This window comes from Campylobacter majalis, assembly GCF_905120465.1.
Lineage (GTDB): Bacteria > Campylobacterota > Campylobacteria > Campylobacterales > Campylobacteraceae > Campylobacter_A > Campylobacter_A majalis.
In genome coordinates, this window is sequence record NZ_CAJHOF010000001.1 from 123,892 (window position 1) to 140,898 (window position 17,007).

Genomic DNA, 17,007 nt, shown 5'->3' on the forward strand with positions numbered 1-17,007 from the left:
TGTGTTTATACTTTCTTTGAGAAAGACATAAAAAAGAGATTTTATACCATACCTAAATTAATGTTTGATAACAAAAATCTATATCGTCTGCTTACAACTACGAGCGTTAGCGAAGTAGAAAATCAGCTTAAGTTTAATTGAACTAATAGATCTTTTAAATTACATGAAAACAAAGCTAAGATAAAATTAAAATATCTCAAATCAATTTATAAAACATATCATAAAAGTATTTTTATTATCTTCATACTTGTATTTTAGAGTGTGATTATGTTTTTTAAAAATTTGGTTTGCTATATAAAGTCCAAGACCAAGCCCTGAATTTGACGTCTCTACCTTTCTGTTAAAAGCTCTTTGAAAATCAAGTCTTTCAGGCTCAAGCTCATCTCCTATACTACTTATGCAAATTGCGGTTTTGTCTATATTTATTAAAATTTTATCACTAGAGTATTTTAGGGCGTTATCGATTAGATTTTTAACTGCTGTTGCATAAAGCTCAAAATCAACCTGCACCGCACTTATTTCATCGTCACAATGCACATGTATGCGACTTGTGTCTTTTAATAAAAGCAGATCGATTGAGTGATCGATGATGTCTATAATTCGGTGTTTATTTTTCTTAAGACCCCATTCGTTAGATACAAATTTTTCCACCTTTACAACCTCGCCTAGTATGATTTCAAGCCGTATAAAGACCTGTTTTAATCTGTTGTTAAATTTATCATCTTGCAAAATATCAGCTATCATATCCGCCATGATCCGCCCTTTCATTATCGGATTGCGAAATTCATGCAAAATATTACGCAAAAATAATGCCCTAGCCTCTTTCATTGCATTTACCTTTTGCATTGTTGTGTTAAATTCACTAGCGATTTGATCTATTTCATCATTTGCTTGTATTTTTATTAGTTTAAACTTATCTCTTTCTCCTGCTTCTCTTATCATATTTTTTAAATTTCTAAGTTTAAGTAATTTTCTTAAGACTGTTATAAAAAATGCCGTCATTACGGTATTTACTATAATCCAAAGTATCCAGATCCTATGCGTAGAAAAATCTTGTAAATTTTCTAAAACCAGCTCGTGTATTGCGATATCGTTTTTTGATGTCTTAAGCCCTGCTGCAGCCATAATGCGAGATAACATCTTGTCATCTACAGAAGAAATTCTAGGCACAAAATAAAGCTTTTTGTTATATCTTATCATATCAGCATACGAGTCGCTAAAAATTTTCTCGCCATTTTGTCTGATTTTGCCAGGCTCAAGCTCACTATTTTTAAGCCCTATTTGCTCTAGTTGTGCAGTTGTATTGTCATCTTCTTGTGAGCGTATTCGCATACCTAACATAAACCGCTGATAGGTAAAATACTCCTCATCTCTTATTTGCCGTTTCGTTTCTATAAAAAATCCCAAATTTACTATGATTAAAGCAATAATAAAGAAAAATGATATTAGTTTGATTATAGATATACTACGCATTAATAAATTTATATCCTATACCACGCACAGAGTGGATAAATCGTGGATTTTTAGGATCGTCTCCGATTTTTTGGCGTAAGCGTCCTATGGCTACATCGATACTTTTTAATCCGCTTTGAAATTTTGACTGACCTAAATTTATTAAAATATCTTCTCGCGGTATAACTATTCCCTCTTTTTCATAAAGATAGATAAAAATATCAAACTCCGCCTTTGTTAGTGCTATTTTTTCTTTGTTTTTTATGATAATACGCCTTTGTTTATCGACTAAAAATGTCTTAGCTTCATTGCTAACTTGTATGCCTCGGCGCAATATTGCTCTTAATCTAAACACAAGTTCTATTGGCTCATATGGCTTTGAGATATAATCATCCGCTCCAAGCTCAAAACCTTTTATCTTATCTAGTGTTTCAGTGCGAGCCGATGAGATGATTATGGGTAGCGACGCATAGCTTTGTCTGACATTTTTACACACTTCAAGACCATCCATATCAGGCAAACCTAAATCAAGCACCAATGCATCAAAAGTGCTTTTCTCATTTAAAATTTTAAGCCCTTCAAGCGGATTTGTGGCTATGCTTACGCTAATATCACTCTTTGCTAATGCGTATTTTAAAAGCTCAGCTAGATCAAGATCATCTTCTATAAGTAAAATTTCTATCATACTATGATTATATCAAAATTTTAAAAATTAAAACTAAAATTTATTTTTTAGCTAATGTTACCAAAATCTTACCGTTTTTAATCAACACTCATGTTATGATTTCGTTAATAATTAAAAAACGCTTTAAACAAATAGGGCTTTTAGCACGTTTGCAAGGAGTGTTTCAAAACAAAGGAGGTTATGATGAAAACACATTTTTTAACAACGAGTAAGTGTAAATTTACTCTTAGTTTAGCCACACTTATGGCTATGGTATCTAGTACAAACGCTAGTGACAACTTAGCACAAGCACTGCAAGCAAGCACAATGAGTGCGACTGTGTTTTCATACTACGATATGGACAAGACTGAATACTTTCCACCAGCTAGTAGCACAAATCCAAATCGCCAACATATCGGTGGCGTCGGTGCTGAGCTTAGATTTTTAACAGGCTCTTACTATGGCTTTAGGCTTGGTCTTACAGCTCAGGGCTTGGTAAATTTTGCTCCATCAAGCAGTGCAAAAGATTTTTATGCATATGATTGGAATAGTGAAGGCATAGCACTTTCAGAAGCTTATCTAGGGTATGAAAATGAGTATATCGATCTTAAAATCGGTCGTCAATACTACAACTCAAAATACACCGGCTTAGTCCCTCCGATCGTCGCTACAAACACAGACGTAGGCTACAAAGAGGCATTTGAGGGCGTGAGCGCTAGGATAAAGCTTGATAGCATTGATACGGTTATCGGCATAGCTGATTTTTGGAAATTTGCAGGCAGATCTAGTGCTGTAACTGGTGGTGATCACGGGGCACCAAATTTTAAAGATAGAGTTATCATCGGTGGCTTTGGACCTTATGGCTATAAATTTGATAATATCTTTAACTCATTTGTAACATACAGCGGACTTGCTGGAGTATCACTTACGGCTGCTTATGCAAATGTATCAGGTATTGAGTACGATGATGAGACCAATTCAAAGGGTGATATAAATTTTTACTTCGCACATGCTGGATATAAAACACCTATGCTTTTTGAAAATGCAGTAGTTGGCATAGACTTTATGTATAAAGGCTCAAGAACAAACGGCACTTTAAAAGAAAATTTTGACTTTAACGGCAACTACTACACAGGTATGATAGGGCTTTATAATACTTATGGCTTTGATTTTAGATATGCATATTCAACCGTTAGCAAAAATCAAATGGCACTTCAAGGCGTAGGCAACGATGTTGGTGCATTTACAGCTACTCCGATTTATGGTCCATTTTTGTTTATGTCATTTGCTGGTATGAATTTACATAAACTTAGCGTGGGTTATAATCTTAGCAATGTAGGTATCAACGGACTTAGGCTAGATGCTGATTATTGGTATGGCAAACAACACAACGGTAGCAACGTCCGTGCGGGTGGCTTACACGGTCAAGCACCAGGCACTAGGATAGATGTAGAGGGCTGGGATGTACAGGTTAGCTACAATGTCCCTGCGGTGAAGGGCTTAAAACTATCTGCCATCTATGAAACTATGGATAGAAAGCTAAAATACACTGACGGCAGGTCTGATGGCAAAACAACGGACGAGGAACTTTGGCTAAGAGTATCTTATGATTTTGATATATTAAAATAGGAGCATGAAATGTTAGAAAAAAATGAACTATCGCGTCGCTCGTTTTTAAAGCGTAGTAGTGCGCTCACACTTGGCTCAGTAGCTGCTACATCAGCACTATTAACAGGCTGTGAAAACCCAAACAACCATCTTATCCATTTAGAAAAAGAGGTTGCAAAAGAACCCGAAGTACCAAAGTGGCTAGGGATTGAGCCACAAATTTCAGACAAAGATATCACAAAAACACTTGATACTGATGTGCTTATCATCGGAGCTGGAGTTTCGGGTCTTCATGCCGCGCGCGCCGCTAGTGAAAGGGGCGCAAAAGTCATCGTTATAGAAAAAGCTGGTCGCTTTCAAGTTAGAAGCGGTCAGTACGGCACTCTTGGGAATAAATTTCAAAGAGAGCTTGGCATCACGTATGATAAGCATGCAGCTATAAATGAGCATTTAAAACAGATGGGATATCGTGCCGATCAGCGTGTGTGGAACTATTGGGCAGATCATAGTGGCGAAGATTTTGACTGGATGTTAGAGCTTGCACCTGCTGTGCATTTTATGATGGAAACCGACACACAACTTGATAGAAGTAAGATAAATTTGATGCTTATGCACTATCCTCTTCCGGCAACGTATGATCCAAACGAAGAAAATAGCCCAAGCTATCCAACTGTTATGACATTTTTACCTTCTCAAGAGCCGATGATGGAACTAGTTTATCAAAAATCAATCGAGCAAGGAGTGAAGTACATCTTTAAAACTCGTGCACAAAAGCTACTTCGTGATAAAAAAACTGGCAAAATGCAAGGAGCGATCGCTCAAGATATGGCTGATGGCTCGTATATCAAAATAAATGCTAAGTCGGTGATTTTAGCCACAGGCGATTATATGAATGATCCTGAAATGGTAAAAACATTTGTGCCGTGGGTGGCAAATTTCTTCTGTCCATTTCCAAATGTGGATTATAAAAACAATCCAACAAACACAGGAGACGGACACAAACTAGGCTCATGGATAGGTGCAAAGCTAGAAGACGGACCACACGCACCAGTGGCTCATACCCTTGGTGGACCACTTGGCGTTGATGCATTTTTGCTAACAAATGCAAAGGGAGAACGCTTTACGAACGAGGATCTAAGCGGACAGCAAGTCACTCAGCCACTGTCTCGTCAGCCAGGAGGCTTTGGATGGCAAGTATTTGACTCTAAATTTCCAGAGCAAGTCGAGTTTATGGGCGTATCGCATGGTAGCGTAAATCACTGCGTGGCACCAGAAGACAATCCAAAACTTCCGCCTGATTGCCAGTGGGCGATAGGCAAAACATCGTATATATCAGTAAAAGATCTTGAAGAGATGCCTGGTGTCTTTAAGGCAAACAGCATAGAAGAGCTTGCTGGCATGCTCTATCCTGATAACAAAAAGGCACAAACGCAGTTTCTAGCGACTATAAAACGCTACAACGAGCTATGCGATAAGGGTCACGATGATGACTTTGGCAAGACCGCAAAAAGGATGTTCCCCGTCCGTCATGCGCCATTTTATGCTGGAAAGATGGATGTTGGCGCAAGTCTAGTTGTCATGGGTGGTTTTAGTGTTGAACCAAATACAGCAAATGTGCTAGATACTGACTATAATGAAATTTCAGGGCTTTATGCATGTGGTAATGTCATGGGCGGACGCTTTTTAGGTGATTATCCTGTAGTATTAGCCGGAACTAGCCACGCTACATGCCTATGCTATGGGCGATTAGCCGGATATCAAGCTGCAGCAAATGCAAAAGGAGAAAAAGCATGAGCAAAAAAAGGAAATACGCGCTAATAGGACTAGCAATAGCCACTATCGTTGGTTTTATAGTGTTTCATCAAGTACAAAAAGCTAGTCACAAGGCTGAATTTTGCATTCTGTGCCACAACATGCAGCCAGAATATGACTCTTTTGTCAAGGGAGATATGCTAGCTAAAAAGCATAATGACGCAAATGTAACTTGCCATGACTGCCATATCCCAACCCTAGCGGAGCAGCTAAATGAGGTTAGGATGTATGTAACTGGCGACTTTGAGATGCCGGCACACCAAAGAGGCTTTAAAAACGAGCAGTGCATAGGCTGTCATAAAATAGACAAAATCAGACAAAAAACTGCACACTACGGTATGTCTAATCCACATGAAAGTGTTCATAATAAAGATAATGAAATGCTAGAGTGCCAATCATGCCACGCCGTACATCACCCACAAAGACTAAATACTTGCACATCTTGCCACCCAATAGACTGGAAAGTAGATAGTAGCTGGAAGATGTTTTTACCTAGTGAAAAATAGTCTTAATCCGCCTTGCTTGAGGCGGATTATTCCGATATTACATAGATAAGATATAAAAACTTTTACTGCACACATTGGCCACTATATAATTTTAAGTTATTTTTTAATTGTCCTTATCCGTGATATAGATACCAATATTTGCTTACTTTTTAAATTATTCAACATAAAAAATCAAAATTAAGCGTCTAAAAAATAATTAAGCCAAAATTATATATAAACAATAAACAAAAAACTGCGTCATAAAAATAATGCCATAATGCCACCAAATTTTTACACTTTTGTAATGTGAAATTTATCAAAAAAGATAGCTTATGTATGCCCTTATGCTTATAGCAAATCTTTTAGACCTCACACTCCATCATAGGAGCCTAAGCTTCATCTAAAAACACACAAACAAACACTCCAAAAACCACAACGAGATACAAATTAATGCTATCAAAAAGCGGTACGCGACGCTTTTACTAGCTTGTTTCATCAGAGTGGAGTATAAAAAATGCCTACATCATCACACTAAGTAGTGAGAAAATTTACGACTTTAAGCAAACACACTTCATGTGCTTAACTACTCAGAGCCTATAAATTTTAACCTTAGTCACCCCCCCTCTCCTTAGTCTCAGGAGCACCTTTGCTAACTATCTGATGATATGTCAGATGCCATGCTGTATGCTACTATCAAAGGTGTTAAGGCTTTTGTATATCCCAAAGCAAACAAGATAAGATACAAGACGGTGAATATCAAGTCTTTATAGATAGTAAGCTTAATAAAAATAGCGAACTAAGCAATCCAGTCATTTGGAGCAAACTATACATCTATCTGTCAAATCTCAAAGAAATAAAATACAACTACCGCTTCATGATCACACCATGGACCATAGACTCCATTGTCTATATCAGTCAAAATTTTAGTGTCTTAAAGGTAAATGTTAAAGCTGGATTTGTGCTAACTTGTATAGGTGATGTACTGACTAATGTCCTTAGAGATAAAGTATTGTTTCATACCATCAAATACCTTACAAATGAGCCAAAATTTACCGTGACTCATACAAAAAACAGTTTAATGCTTCTTCTTTAAATTTAGGTGTTACAACGCTTTGCAGGTCAAAATTTAGTAATTATAAAGAGCATCATACGAGCCTTAGATAATCTAAAATTAGTCACATAAAAGGGTTTAATGGTGGTTTTTGTTTATCAAAAACTGCATTTTAAACCTATAAGTCAATGCCAAAACCATATATAAGCCAAATCTAGGCTCACGTGGACTCATGCAAATCATAAACACCAATCCAAAATACCAAACCAACATAATGCGTCTTAGAAATTTCTTAGCACTTTGCAATAGAGGCTATAATGTGATAGAGATAGCTGAAATTTTAGGAATTCAGACACTTGAGCTAGGCATATCATAGAGAGATTAAAAAATTTAGGTCCATTAAGAATGTAAAATGAGCCTAAGAAAATAGGCTAGACAATTATCACAAACAATGAAAAAGCATACTAGAAGACATAAAAGATGTAAGGCAGGCGATAAACTGATTGTGTATAGCAAGATATTTGATCTTTGGGTTGCATTGCTACCTATAAATACTTACTTAAAGTGCTTGTGTAAAATAATTTTACTACAGGGCATAGGACAACAGCACCTTAGTCATACCAACACACACTTATAACTTTTGCAACTCTAAATTTTATGACACTCAAAACTCATCAAGCAAAATGGGTGTCTTAAACAAATACTTCTATAAAAACTGTCAATTGCATACTTGATCTAAATTTTAGACACGCCATGTATGGCAAGAACGCCAAAGCTACACTAAATACAAATCCTTACTATAGCTTTGACAAAGACAACATTTTGCTTTACTAAATTTAACTTAATCAGTAATTTTACTTGCAATTATACTTGATGATATAGATTTTTATTTTATGTAATGTCTAAATTTATGCTCTTTTAAATATATAATAAATTTATTTAGTGCTCTAAAATTTGCCATTTATCTTTACAATAAAGCCACAAACAAAGAAAAGATAAAAAACACAACACCGAAATTAAAAACCAAATTTTAGTTTGTTTTGCTTTAAAAAATGCATGACTTATGGTTTAAGTATGTTAAAAAGATGATAAATTTATATACAGTCTGCTTGAAATTAACTAGTTAGTAGAGATTTAATGATTGATAATAGTATGATATACAAAAGACAAAGGTTTATATTAAGACACAAGATCTCATTACCCAGCAAAGCACTACAAGAATTAATTTACTAATAACTATAAAAGGGTTTATTATAAATTTAAATTAAGTAAATTTCTTGTGTTTGCACTCTATTTAAAAACATAATATCTTTATTAAAAGACATATTATTAAAATAACAAATAAAATTTTACTAAAATTAGCAAGAAAATCAAAGTTAATTTACTTAAGATAATATAAAATTTAATATAACACTTTATAAAAGCTATCTTAAGATAAAATCATAAAATTCAGGCTTAAAATCCGTATTGCCAACTTTATTGTATTGTATTACTGCGGCTTCTATATTGTCTATCTCGTGATACAAATACCCAAGTGCTATGCGGTTTTCTATGGCATTTTCATCGCTTACCCTGGTTAGCTCAAGTAACGCAATCGCACTAGGCACATCACCAGCACCAATAGCAGCCACTGATGCCAAAAACAGCGTCACAGCATCGTCTTGCTTATAATCATCTATCAAGCGATTGTAAATTTCATAGCTATGCTTAAAGTCATTTGTAAAAAGTTCAATATATGCTAAAGTTTGCAATAAATTTATATTTGCCGGAGCCGACAACAAGGCGTTTCTAAGCTTATCTCGCTCATAATAAAGCAATCCAGAAATTTGAAGCAATTTAACATATTGTTTTTTGACAATATTTGCACCATTATAAAAGCTGTCTTCATTTAAATCAAGCGATTTAAAATACTTTTGCACATTTAATGCATATGTTTTTACATCATTTGAATTATCATTTGCTATGAAATTTAGCACATTTGCCACGATATCGTCTGGTAGTTTTTGAACCAAAGTAGCACTTAGCTCTTTCATTTTGCTATTTTGAGATAAAGCTTTAGCTATTATCGTTTGATAAGCTATGCTTAAGATACCATCATCGCTTGGCTCTTCAAGATATCTAATAAGAGATGAGTTGTTTTGAGATATCAAATCAAGCAACGAATTATACAAGTTAGGCGTTTTAATACTTGTATCTAGCCCTAAACTCTCACTTATATCAGCTACAAATTTTGGGTTTAAATTCCCCGTAATGTCAGTGCTGATGGCATGAAACACACCAGCTAAATAATTTGTAGGATCCAGGTGATAGCTTGTAGCAAAGTGCTTAGCCGACATGGTAAAATTGCCAAGTTGTGCGTATGTTAAAGCAAGATTGTAATGAAGTATCGAATGCTCTGGATAATCACGCACAAGTGTGGCAAATTCAGCATTTGCAGCTTTTAGCTCGTAATTTAGTGCTTTTGCTGTCGCATGAGTAAGTCTTGCATTTACGCTAGATAAAGCGGACGAATTACGCAAAAAGGCATCAGCTCCGCTCGTATCGTCCAAAAACACACTCATGCCACCCTTTCGTATCTGACTCATAGCCTGAGCAGCATTAAAGACCTTATAAGGTGCGAAATAAAATAGCGTCTCGTAGCGCCTAATTTTATCAAAAAACATATCATTATTAAAACGCATTTGAGCGATATTTACATCAAAAATTTCAGGATTTAGCACGGTTTTTAGACGGTAAATTTTGCTTGGGATTAGCGGATCTTGCTTAAAAACTTCTGCTATAAAAGCACCAGCATCACCATAATAGCTAGTCTTTAAATCAATCATACCAGCTGTCATTTTTATAAGGTCTGGATTGGTTGTATTTTTAGCCGCCCTTTGTAAATAATCTCTAGCTCTAGAATAATCAGCAATCCTTGCATATAACTGCGCTAGTGTGAAATTTGCATCAAATTCACGTTGTGCCTCTAGTTTGACTATAGCTTCACTATCCCTGCCAAGAGAGGTTAAAATTTTGCCACTTAAATATAAATATTTATCTTTATAGTGCTGACTACTTGGGTGATTTAGTGCATGTAGCGCCTGTGTATAGTTACCTTTGTAATAATTTATCAAAGCGTAATAATAGCTATAAAGTGGCGAGTCTGCTTCGTCTGGCAAAAATGTATTTGCTAGTTCAATATAGTAGTTGAAATTTTTAGTATTGTTTAGATCAAGCGAACAAATAGCCGCATTTATAGCACTTACAGCACCGTTTTCTTTGTTTGATATAGCCTTAGCAAACGAATCAACAGCCTCTACGCAATTACCCTGCTTCATCTGCGATACGCCAAGATTATAATTTGATAGCGACTGACTATGCGTTGCAATGCTTTCATATATCTTTAATGCTTGGAATTTATCTCCACGCTCATAGAGTTGGTTTGCCTTATTTATCATCTCATCTACACGCGAAGCAAGAAATTCTTGCGTCGGATAGCTCTGCTCTATCCGTCTTGCCAAGTCATTGCCAATATCTTGACTTTTTTTACCACTCTTTAACACCAAAATCAAAACAATCAAAACAACTATAATCACAGCGACAACTGCTGCGATTATGATAAGTAGTCGTTTTTTGCTTTTTTTAGTGTTTTGTGGCGATATCTCTTCGTCATCTATCTGCTCGGATTGAGCATTATCATTGCTTGGTAACTCTTCGATAGATACTATTTCGTCAGGCTTTTCTTCTTCGCCTGCTGGTTTTAGTATAACCTCATCATCAGCCACTACATATACCTTTTAAGCACTTCTGGTATTGCGATACTTCCATCTTCTTGCTGGTAGTTTTCAACTATCGCGATTAATGTCCTGCCTACAGCTAGACTTGAGCCGTTTAGTGTATGAACTAATGCATTTTTCTTGCCATCTTTATAGCGGATTTTGGCACGTCTAGCTTGAAAATCACGAGTATTTGAGATAGAGCTTATCTCTCTGTATTTATTTTGCCCAGGTAGCCAAACTTCTAAATCGATAGTCTTTGCTGCTCCAAAACCCAAATCCCCACTGCACAAGAGCATATGTCTGTGTGCTAGACCAAGCGAAGTAAGCAAATCAGAAGCACAATCAATCATCTCTTGCAATACTCTATCGCTATCTTGTGGCTTTGTGATACTTACAAGCTCGACTTTTTCAAACTGGTGTTGGCGTATCATGCCACGAGTATCACGCCCTGCACTTCCAGCCTCTTTTCTAAAACAAGCAGAATAGCAAGTAAATTTAATAGGCAATGCACTCTCGTCTAAAATCTCATCATTGTAGATATTTGTAACCGGAACCTCACTTGTAGGGATTAAATACAAATCCTCATCTGCAACCTTATATAAATCATTTTCAAATTTTGGTAATTGTCCGGTGCCATATAATGTGTTTGAATTAACAAAAAATGGCACATTTACAAGCTCAAACCCACGTGATTGGTTAAAATCAATCATATAATTAACCAACGCTCTACTAAGCTTTGCCATATCTCCACGCAAAATTGTAAATCTCGAACCTGAAATTTTTGCACCACGCTCAAAATCAAGCTCACTAGTTAGTTCATAATGAGCCTTTGGTGTAAAATCAAAACTAGGTGGAGTAAGAACTGTCTTTATGCAAACATTATCGTTTTCATCATCGCCAAATGGCACATCATCATCGATGATATTTGGGACGTTATCTGCGATTTTGCTTAGTTTTTCATCCAGCTCTCGCACGACTTCATTTTGCTTTGCTAAAGCTTCTTTATTTTTACTTAACTCATCTTTAAGACCACTTACATCAGCACCTTTTCTAGTTAGCTCACCTATCTCTTTGCTTTTGGTATTTTGCATAGCTTGCAAGGCTTCTAGTTCTTGTCTTTCTTTGCGTAAAGTAACAAAAGTATCAACCAAATTTTTTAGCAAAATTTCATCTATTTTTTTAGCTTTTAGTTTTTTATTAAACTCGTCAAAATTACTCTCAAGTAGTTTTAGATTAATCATAATATTTCCTTTAAATTTTAGATTATTTTATCAAAAATTTGCTTAAGAAATTTAACGAAAAGTTTTTAGTTTTTATTTAAAAATATATCAAAATAAGTAAGTTTTATGAGAGAAGTCCCCGCTTTTGCGGGGAATGGTATTAAAATGAGTATTTAGCCTCAAATCTGTATCTGTGGTTTTTGTCTTTCTCGCCACCTTTTTCTTTATCAGTTAGATAAGAGTACCAAGTTGTAAATTTAAGCTTTTTGCTGTAGTCATATCCAAGTCTAGCAACACTCTCTTTAACATTGCGTTTTTTGTTTTCTTCTTTGATTGTTCCTTGAACATAGTCAGCACCTACAAAGAATTTATCATATGTATATCCAGCTGTTACAAACCAGAAGTTACCTCTACCTTCGATTAAAGTATAATCAGCTACATCTGCAAATTGCTCACCTGGATCGATTAAAGAGCCTTGATCTTCTAGAGTAAAGCTTGTAGTTCCTTTATTTTTAGCCTTCCAACCGATATAACCAGCACTTAGATCAGCACCAAATAGTGATGTGCCAAGCTCAGTCGCATAGAAGTTACCATCTGTTGTTTTAAAAGTATCTTTTGCTTTTTTATCTGCGTCTGAGTTTACATACTGAGCTACAAAGCTAAATGCCACATCGTCATTTAAAGCTATATCAGTGTTAAACTCTACAGCTATTAAATCAACTACTTTATCTAAGCTAGCATACCATAGCTGGAAGCCAATTGGATCGTATGAACCGATAGCTGCTACGCCGTATAAGTTGCCAGTTTTGTAAAATTTAGTATTTGCTGTAGGTATTAAACCACCATCTACTTCAGCTGTATTTTCTAGTGCATCAGCATAAAGAGCAGCCAGAGTTAAGCCCTCTACATCGCTATTTACTATCTTAACACCAGTACCAATTAGGTCATCAGTAAAGTATGTACCAAGCACTTGCTTACCAGCTGTGATAGTTGTATTGCCAACTGTATAGCCTAAATATGCTTGATGTAGTGCAAAATGCTTATCTACATTTGTCTCTCCACCAATACCATTGTTTCCTTTGCTTGATAGGTCGTTTGCATTGTATCTTAAACCAATAACACCAAAGAAGTTATCGTCAATAGCTGCTTTGAAGTTTGTGATAATTTTAAAATTGTGTTTGCCATCGTGTATTTTTTTACCAGATTCTTTTCCGCTGTTATATGTATAGCGGTATCTTGCCATTCCTGATACATCTACGTCTTTTATAGCTTCTTCAAGTGGTGTAGCTGAAGCCATGCTTGTGAATGCACCAAGTGCAACAAGTGCTGCTAAACTAAGTTTTGCTATTTTCATTTGTTCTCCTTTTGAAAAATTGTAGTCGTATCTTAAAGCATTTAGCCTTAAATACCACTTAAATTTCACTAAATAGTTACCAATTATTTACCAAAAGAAACGAGAATTTGCAAAAAGATAGTATAAAATCGCCATTTATTTACTATCGCACAAATTTAAAATAATCACTTTAAAAGCACTTTAACCAAAACTATACAAAGCAGATAGTTGGCAAAAATGCGATAAAACACCGCAAGAATGAGTTTAAGCTTTGCTTGTTGCATTACAAAAACAAATAGCTCTTTTTAATCAATTTATTATGGGTTATGCATTTTGACTTTTGATACTTTTAAGCTAGATTTTTTGTTGGCTCTTGTTTTTTGGCAATTTGACGCTCGTTGTTGTGTTAGGATTTATGTTTTATCGATATTACTTGCTTTATTTATCATTTTTGTATTGTAGTGTGAAAATAAGCGACTTAAAATTTATACAAAATCACAGGCTTAGTTATAAACCTGTGATTTAAGACAAAATTAAAGCTTTGTAGTTGTGCCCTTTTTAAAGTATGCTAAAATGCTAACGCCAAGCATAACGGCAACTATAACGTATATGAAATTTGGTATAGGCAGTGGATCACCAGCGGCATATGAGTGCATACCAGCTAGATAGAAATTTACGCCAAAATACGTCATTATAATCGCCCAATATGAAAACATAGACAATACAGCAAAGGCATATTGATTGTTTAGTTTAGGCACAAAACGTATGTGTAGCACTGCTGCATATACTAAAATAGACACCAGTGCCCATGTTTCCTTGCTATCCCAGCCCCAGTATCTACCCCAGCTCTCATTTGCCCAAACGCCACCTAAGAAGTTGCCAAGAGTAAGCAAACTAATGCCAAGTATCATAGCCATCTCGTTTATACGTGTGGCTTCGATGATGTTGCGAGTAATTGCATCTTTTGGTGATTTTGAGTTTTGCATAATCAAAAGCACAAGCACAAAAAATCCAAGAAGAGAACAAAGCCCTAAAAATCCATAACTAGCTGTAATAACAGACACGTGGATAGTTAGCCAATAGCTTTGAAGCACTGGCACTAAAGTGGTGATTTGCGGATCCATCCAGCTAAGATGTGCGACAAATAGCGTAATTCCAGCCAATATAGATGTAAGCGCCATTGATATAGGTGAGCGACGAGAAAAGAAAATACCAGATAAACTTAAAGCCCAAGCGATATAGACCATAGACTCATATGAGTTGCTCCATGGGGCGTGCTGAGCGATATACCAACGAAGCCCTAAACCAACAGTATGAACAATAAATGCCAAGATGTTTATAAAATAGATAAATTTAAACACTCCATTAATACTAGCACTAGGGGCTAACATCTTAATAAATACAAATATAAGTAGTATAAAACCAGCGATTAGATAAACTGGAGTAAGGCGATCAAAAATTTTAACTTTATTAAATAAAATTTCCATATCAATGCGAGATTTTGGCGGCATAATATCTAAACCGTGCTTGTTTTGATAATCAGATATAACTTCAAGTGCCTTGTTTGCATTGCTCCACTCACCACTGCTTATGGCTTCATCAACTGCTAAAAAATAATCTCTCATCATGATAGCAATGCCATCAGCTTCGTCGCCATCCATGCTCATCATCGCATTTGCTGGAGTGTGCCAAGTGTGATTTGGGTCGTTTTGTTTTGGAAAAATTTTAAATATCTCACCCATAAACGCCATGTAAAAGACGTTTAATCTCTCATCTATCTTAATCACATCTTTATCAAATGTCCCACGTGAGCCTGGATGTTTGCGATTTGCTATCTCTGCAAAGCGTGTTAGCTTGTATTCATTGCCCTGCTCTTTTGTGGTGAAAAAATCTCTAAAATTAGCATATTTTGCATTTTCATCAACGCCTAGCTCTTTTTTTAGCTCTTTGTTTGTGCCAAGTGCGATGATGTTTTGGTTTCTCCAGTATGGAGGATCAACCATTATAGATAGTAAGGCCTGATTTGAATCTAGCTGTGCTATACTCTCTTTTTTGTGAATTTTATTAAGCACTTCCTTGCTTACAGTATCAAATGGCTTAACTCTACCATCGGCACTTTGCACCATTATCCTGCCTAGTTTTGCGGCGTGTTCTTTGTCAATTTTTGGTAAAAAATTTAAATCATTTGCATTTGCATCTATGCTAATTAACCCAATAAAAGATAGTGCAACAATAGCTAGTGGCTTTTTAACGCTATCTTTGTCGATTAAGGCGGCTAATTTTCTAAAACGAGAGTTTGGATTTATGACATTTAACAAAAATCCAAGACCTAACAAAAAGTAACTGATGTATGTAGGTATTTTGCCTGGGTCTTTATTGACTGAAAGTATCGTACCGCGCTCATCTTTGTCATATGAGCTTTGAAAAAATCTATATCCATTGTAATCAAGCACATGATTCATGTAAATTTTGTATTCAAACTGCGGTTTATCGCCGTCTATGACAACAACATCGCTTGAGTAGCTCATAGGTGAGTTTGAACCAGGATATCGCTTTAACTCAAAATCTTTTAAATGCAAACTAAAAGGCATTTTTACCTGAGCTAGTCCCCAAGATGCGACAAATACCTGAGTGCCTATCACAGCACGTGCTGGTTCGATTAGGTTGTGAAATAGCACCATCTCTTTGCTCTCGCCTTTGTAGTTTAACTCAGCTATTATCGCATCAAATTGGCTATCTTTTTTAGGTATGAGTTTTCTAACGGCTGATGTTGATAAAAATTTAGCAGAAAAATTTACATCTGAAATTGTTAGCAATTCAGCCTGTGCTAGTTCGTTAATGCTATCTTTTTGCAGTATTATTTTTGAGTTTTCACTCATGTTAAATTTTGAAATTTCAACGTTTGAAGTGTAGTAGAATTTATCATTTTCTAGTGTGAATTTTACATATTTACTGCCCTGTTTTGGTTCAGCATTAAATAAAAAGCTAACATCACCAGCAACTATCTCTTCGCCATCAAGCAAATCAATCTCTTCGCGCTCACTTGCATTTGAAAGCACAAGTTCAATAACTGGTTTGCCACCTTTGGCATCAACAAATTGATAAATAGCATTTGGCACGTATTCAGAGTATTTTAACGTAGCTTTGCCATCTGGCAAATCAAGCTCTAAATTAAAGCCGTGCTTGCCAAGTGTCTCAAGCTCTCTTGGTATGCTTATGCCATAATCTTTGCCATCAAGTCTAGTCTCAAGCGTGATATAAGAACCGCGTGTAGTTATAATGTTTGTTTGAGTATTTTCCCTGATATGAACGTTGCCCTCAAATCCATAATATCGCGTAATTGCAGCACCTATTAATATACCTATAAAACTTAGATGAAATAAAAAAGACGGAAGCTTTTTAATGTCTAATAAACGATAATGAAAAATATTGTAAGCTAAATTTATCCCAAGTAATAACTGAATCGCCGCAAACCATCCAGCACCATATACATACGCCCATGCCGTTGCTGTTGAATACTTACTCTCAATAATAGTAGCAGCACCACTAGCTATGGCAAAAAGTATTAACAATAATATAGCCGAAGCCATGGAAAAAAAAGTCTTTTGAAGCATAATTAACCTT

The 17,007-nt window shown here is 35.7% G+C and carries 11 protein-coding genes; 5 read left to right on the forward strand and 6 right to left on the reverse strand.

The window, feature by feature from the left end; all coding sequences use genetic code 11:
* Positions 1–201: 201 nt before the first annotated feature.
* Entirely contained in the window at positions 202–1,473 is a 1,272-nt protein-coding gene (locus LQU93_RS00625) for an ArsS family sensor histidine kinase (RefSeq protein ID WP_229931949.1), read from the reverse strand.
* Positions 1,466–2,137 carry a response regulator transcription factor gene (locus LQU93_RS00630; RefSeq protein WP_229931950.1) on the reverse strand — a complete coding sequence of 224 codons (672 nt, stop codon included), beginning with the start codon at positions 2,135–2,137 and terminating at the stop codon, positions 1,466–1,468. Before LQU93_RS00630 ends, LQU93_RS00625 begins: the two co-directional genes overlap by 8 nt.
* A gap of 183 nt (positions 2,138–2,320) precedes the next feature.
* Between LQU93_RS00630 and LQU93_RS00635 the strand changes: the two genes are divergently transcribed.
* The 5 genes from LQU93_RS00635 (at position 2,321) to LQU93_RS00650 (ending at position 7,448) form a co-directional block, all read left to right on the forward strand.
* Positions 2,321–3,745, forward strand: coding sequence for a metalloid reductase RarA (locus LQU93_RS00635; RefSeq protein ID WP_229931951.1), 1,425 nt, complete (start codon positions 2,321–2,323; stop codon positions 3,743–3,745).
* Positions 3,746–3,754: 9 nt separating this feature from the next.
* The gene (locus LQU93_RS00640; protein WP_229931952.1) at positions 3,755–5,518 is read left to right on the forward strand and encodes an FAD-dependent oxidoreductase; all 1,764 of its coding nucleotides are present in this window, start codon (positions 3,755–3,757) and stop codon (positions 5,516–5,518) included.
* On the forward strand, positions 5,515–6,042 hold the full coding sequence (locus LQU93_RS00645) for a NapC/NirT family cytochrome c (RefSeq protein ID WP_229931953.1): 528 nt from the start codon (positions 5,515–5,517) through the stop codon (positions 6,040–6,042). The genes LQU93_RS00640 and LQU93_RS00645 overlap by 4 nt, the downstream gene beginning before the upstream one ends.
* Positions 6,043–6,787: 745 nt before the next feature.
* Positions 6,788–7,114 (forward strand): DUF4910 domain-containing protein, encoded by a 327-nt coding sequence (locus LQU93_RS10060; protein ID WP_418884050.1) that lies wholly within the window; start codon positions 6,788–6,790, stop codon positions 7,112–7,114.
* Between the two features lie 157 nt (positions 7,115–7,271).
* Positions 7,272–7,448 (forward strand): winged helix-turn-helix domain-containing protein, encoded by a 177-nt coding sequence (locus tag LQU93_RS00650; RefSeq protein ID WP_336245558.1) that lies wholly within the window; start codon positions 7,272–7,274, stop codon positions 7,446–7,448.
* 1,048 nt (positions 7,449–8,496) lie between these two features.
* On the opposite strand, the gene LQU93_RS00655 is transcribed toward LQU93_RS00650, so the two are convergent.
* The 4 genes from LQU93_RS00655 to LQU93_RS00670 all read right to left on the reverse strand — a co-directional run bounded on the left by LQU93_RS00655 (position 8,497) and on the right by LQU93_RS00670 (position 16,997).
* Entirely contained in the window at positions 8,497–10,836 is a 2,340-nt protein-coding gene (locus tag LQU93_RS00655) for a tetratricopeptide repeat protein (RefSeq protein ID WP_229931955.1), read from the reverse strand.
* Positions 10,836–12,071 carry a serine--tRNA ligase gene (serS, locus tag LQU93_RS00660; RefSeq protein ID WP_229931956.1) on the reverse strand — a complete coding sequence of 412 codons (1,236 nt, stop codon included), beginning with the start codon at positions 12,069–12,071 and terminating at the stop codon, positions 10,836–10,838. Before serS ends, LQU93_RS00655 begins: the two co-directional genes overlap by 1 nt.
* A gap of 139 nt (positions 12,072–12,210) precedes the next feature.
* A complete protein-coding gene (locus LQU93_RS00665; protein WP_229931957.1) occupies positions 12,211–13,404 on the reverse strand; it encodes a major outer membrane protein in 1,194 nt (397 codons plus the stop codon).
* A 512-nt stretch (positions 13,405–13,916) separates the two neighbouring features.
* Entirely contained in the window at positions 13,917–16,997 is a 3,081-nt protein-coding gene (locus tag LQU93_RS00670) for a cytochrome c biogenesis protein CcsA (RefSeq protein ID WP_229931958.1), read from the reverse strand.
* Positions 16,998–17,007: the final 10 nt, after the last annotated feature.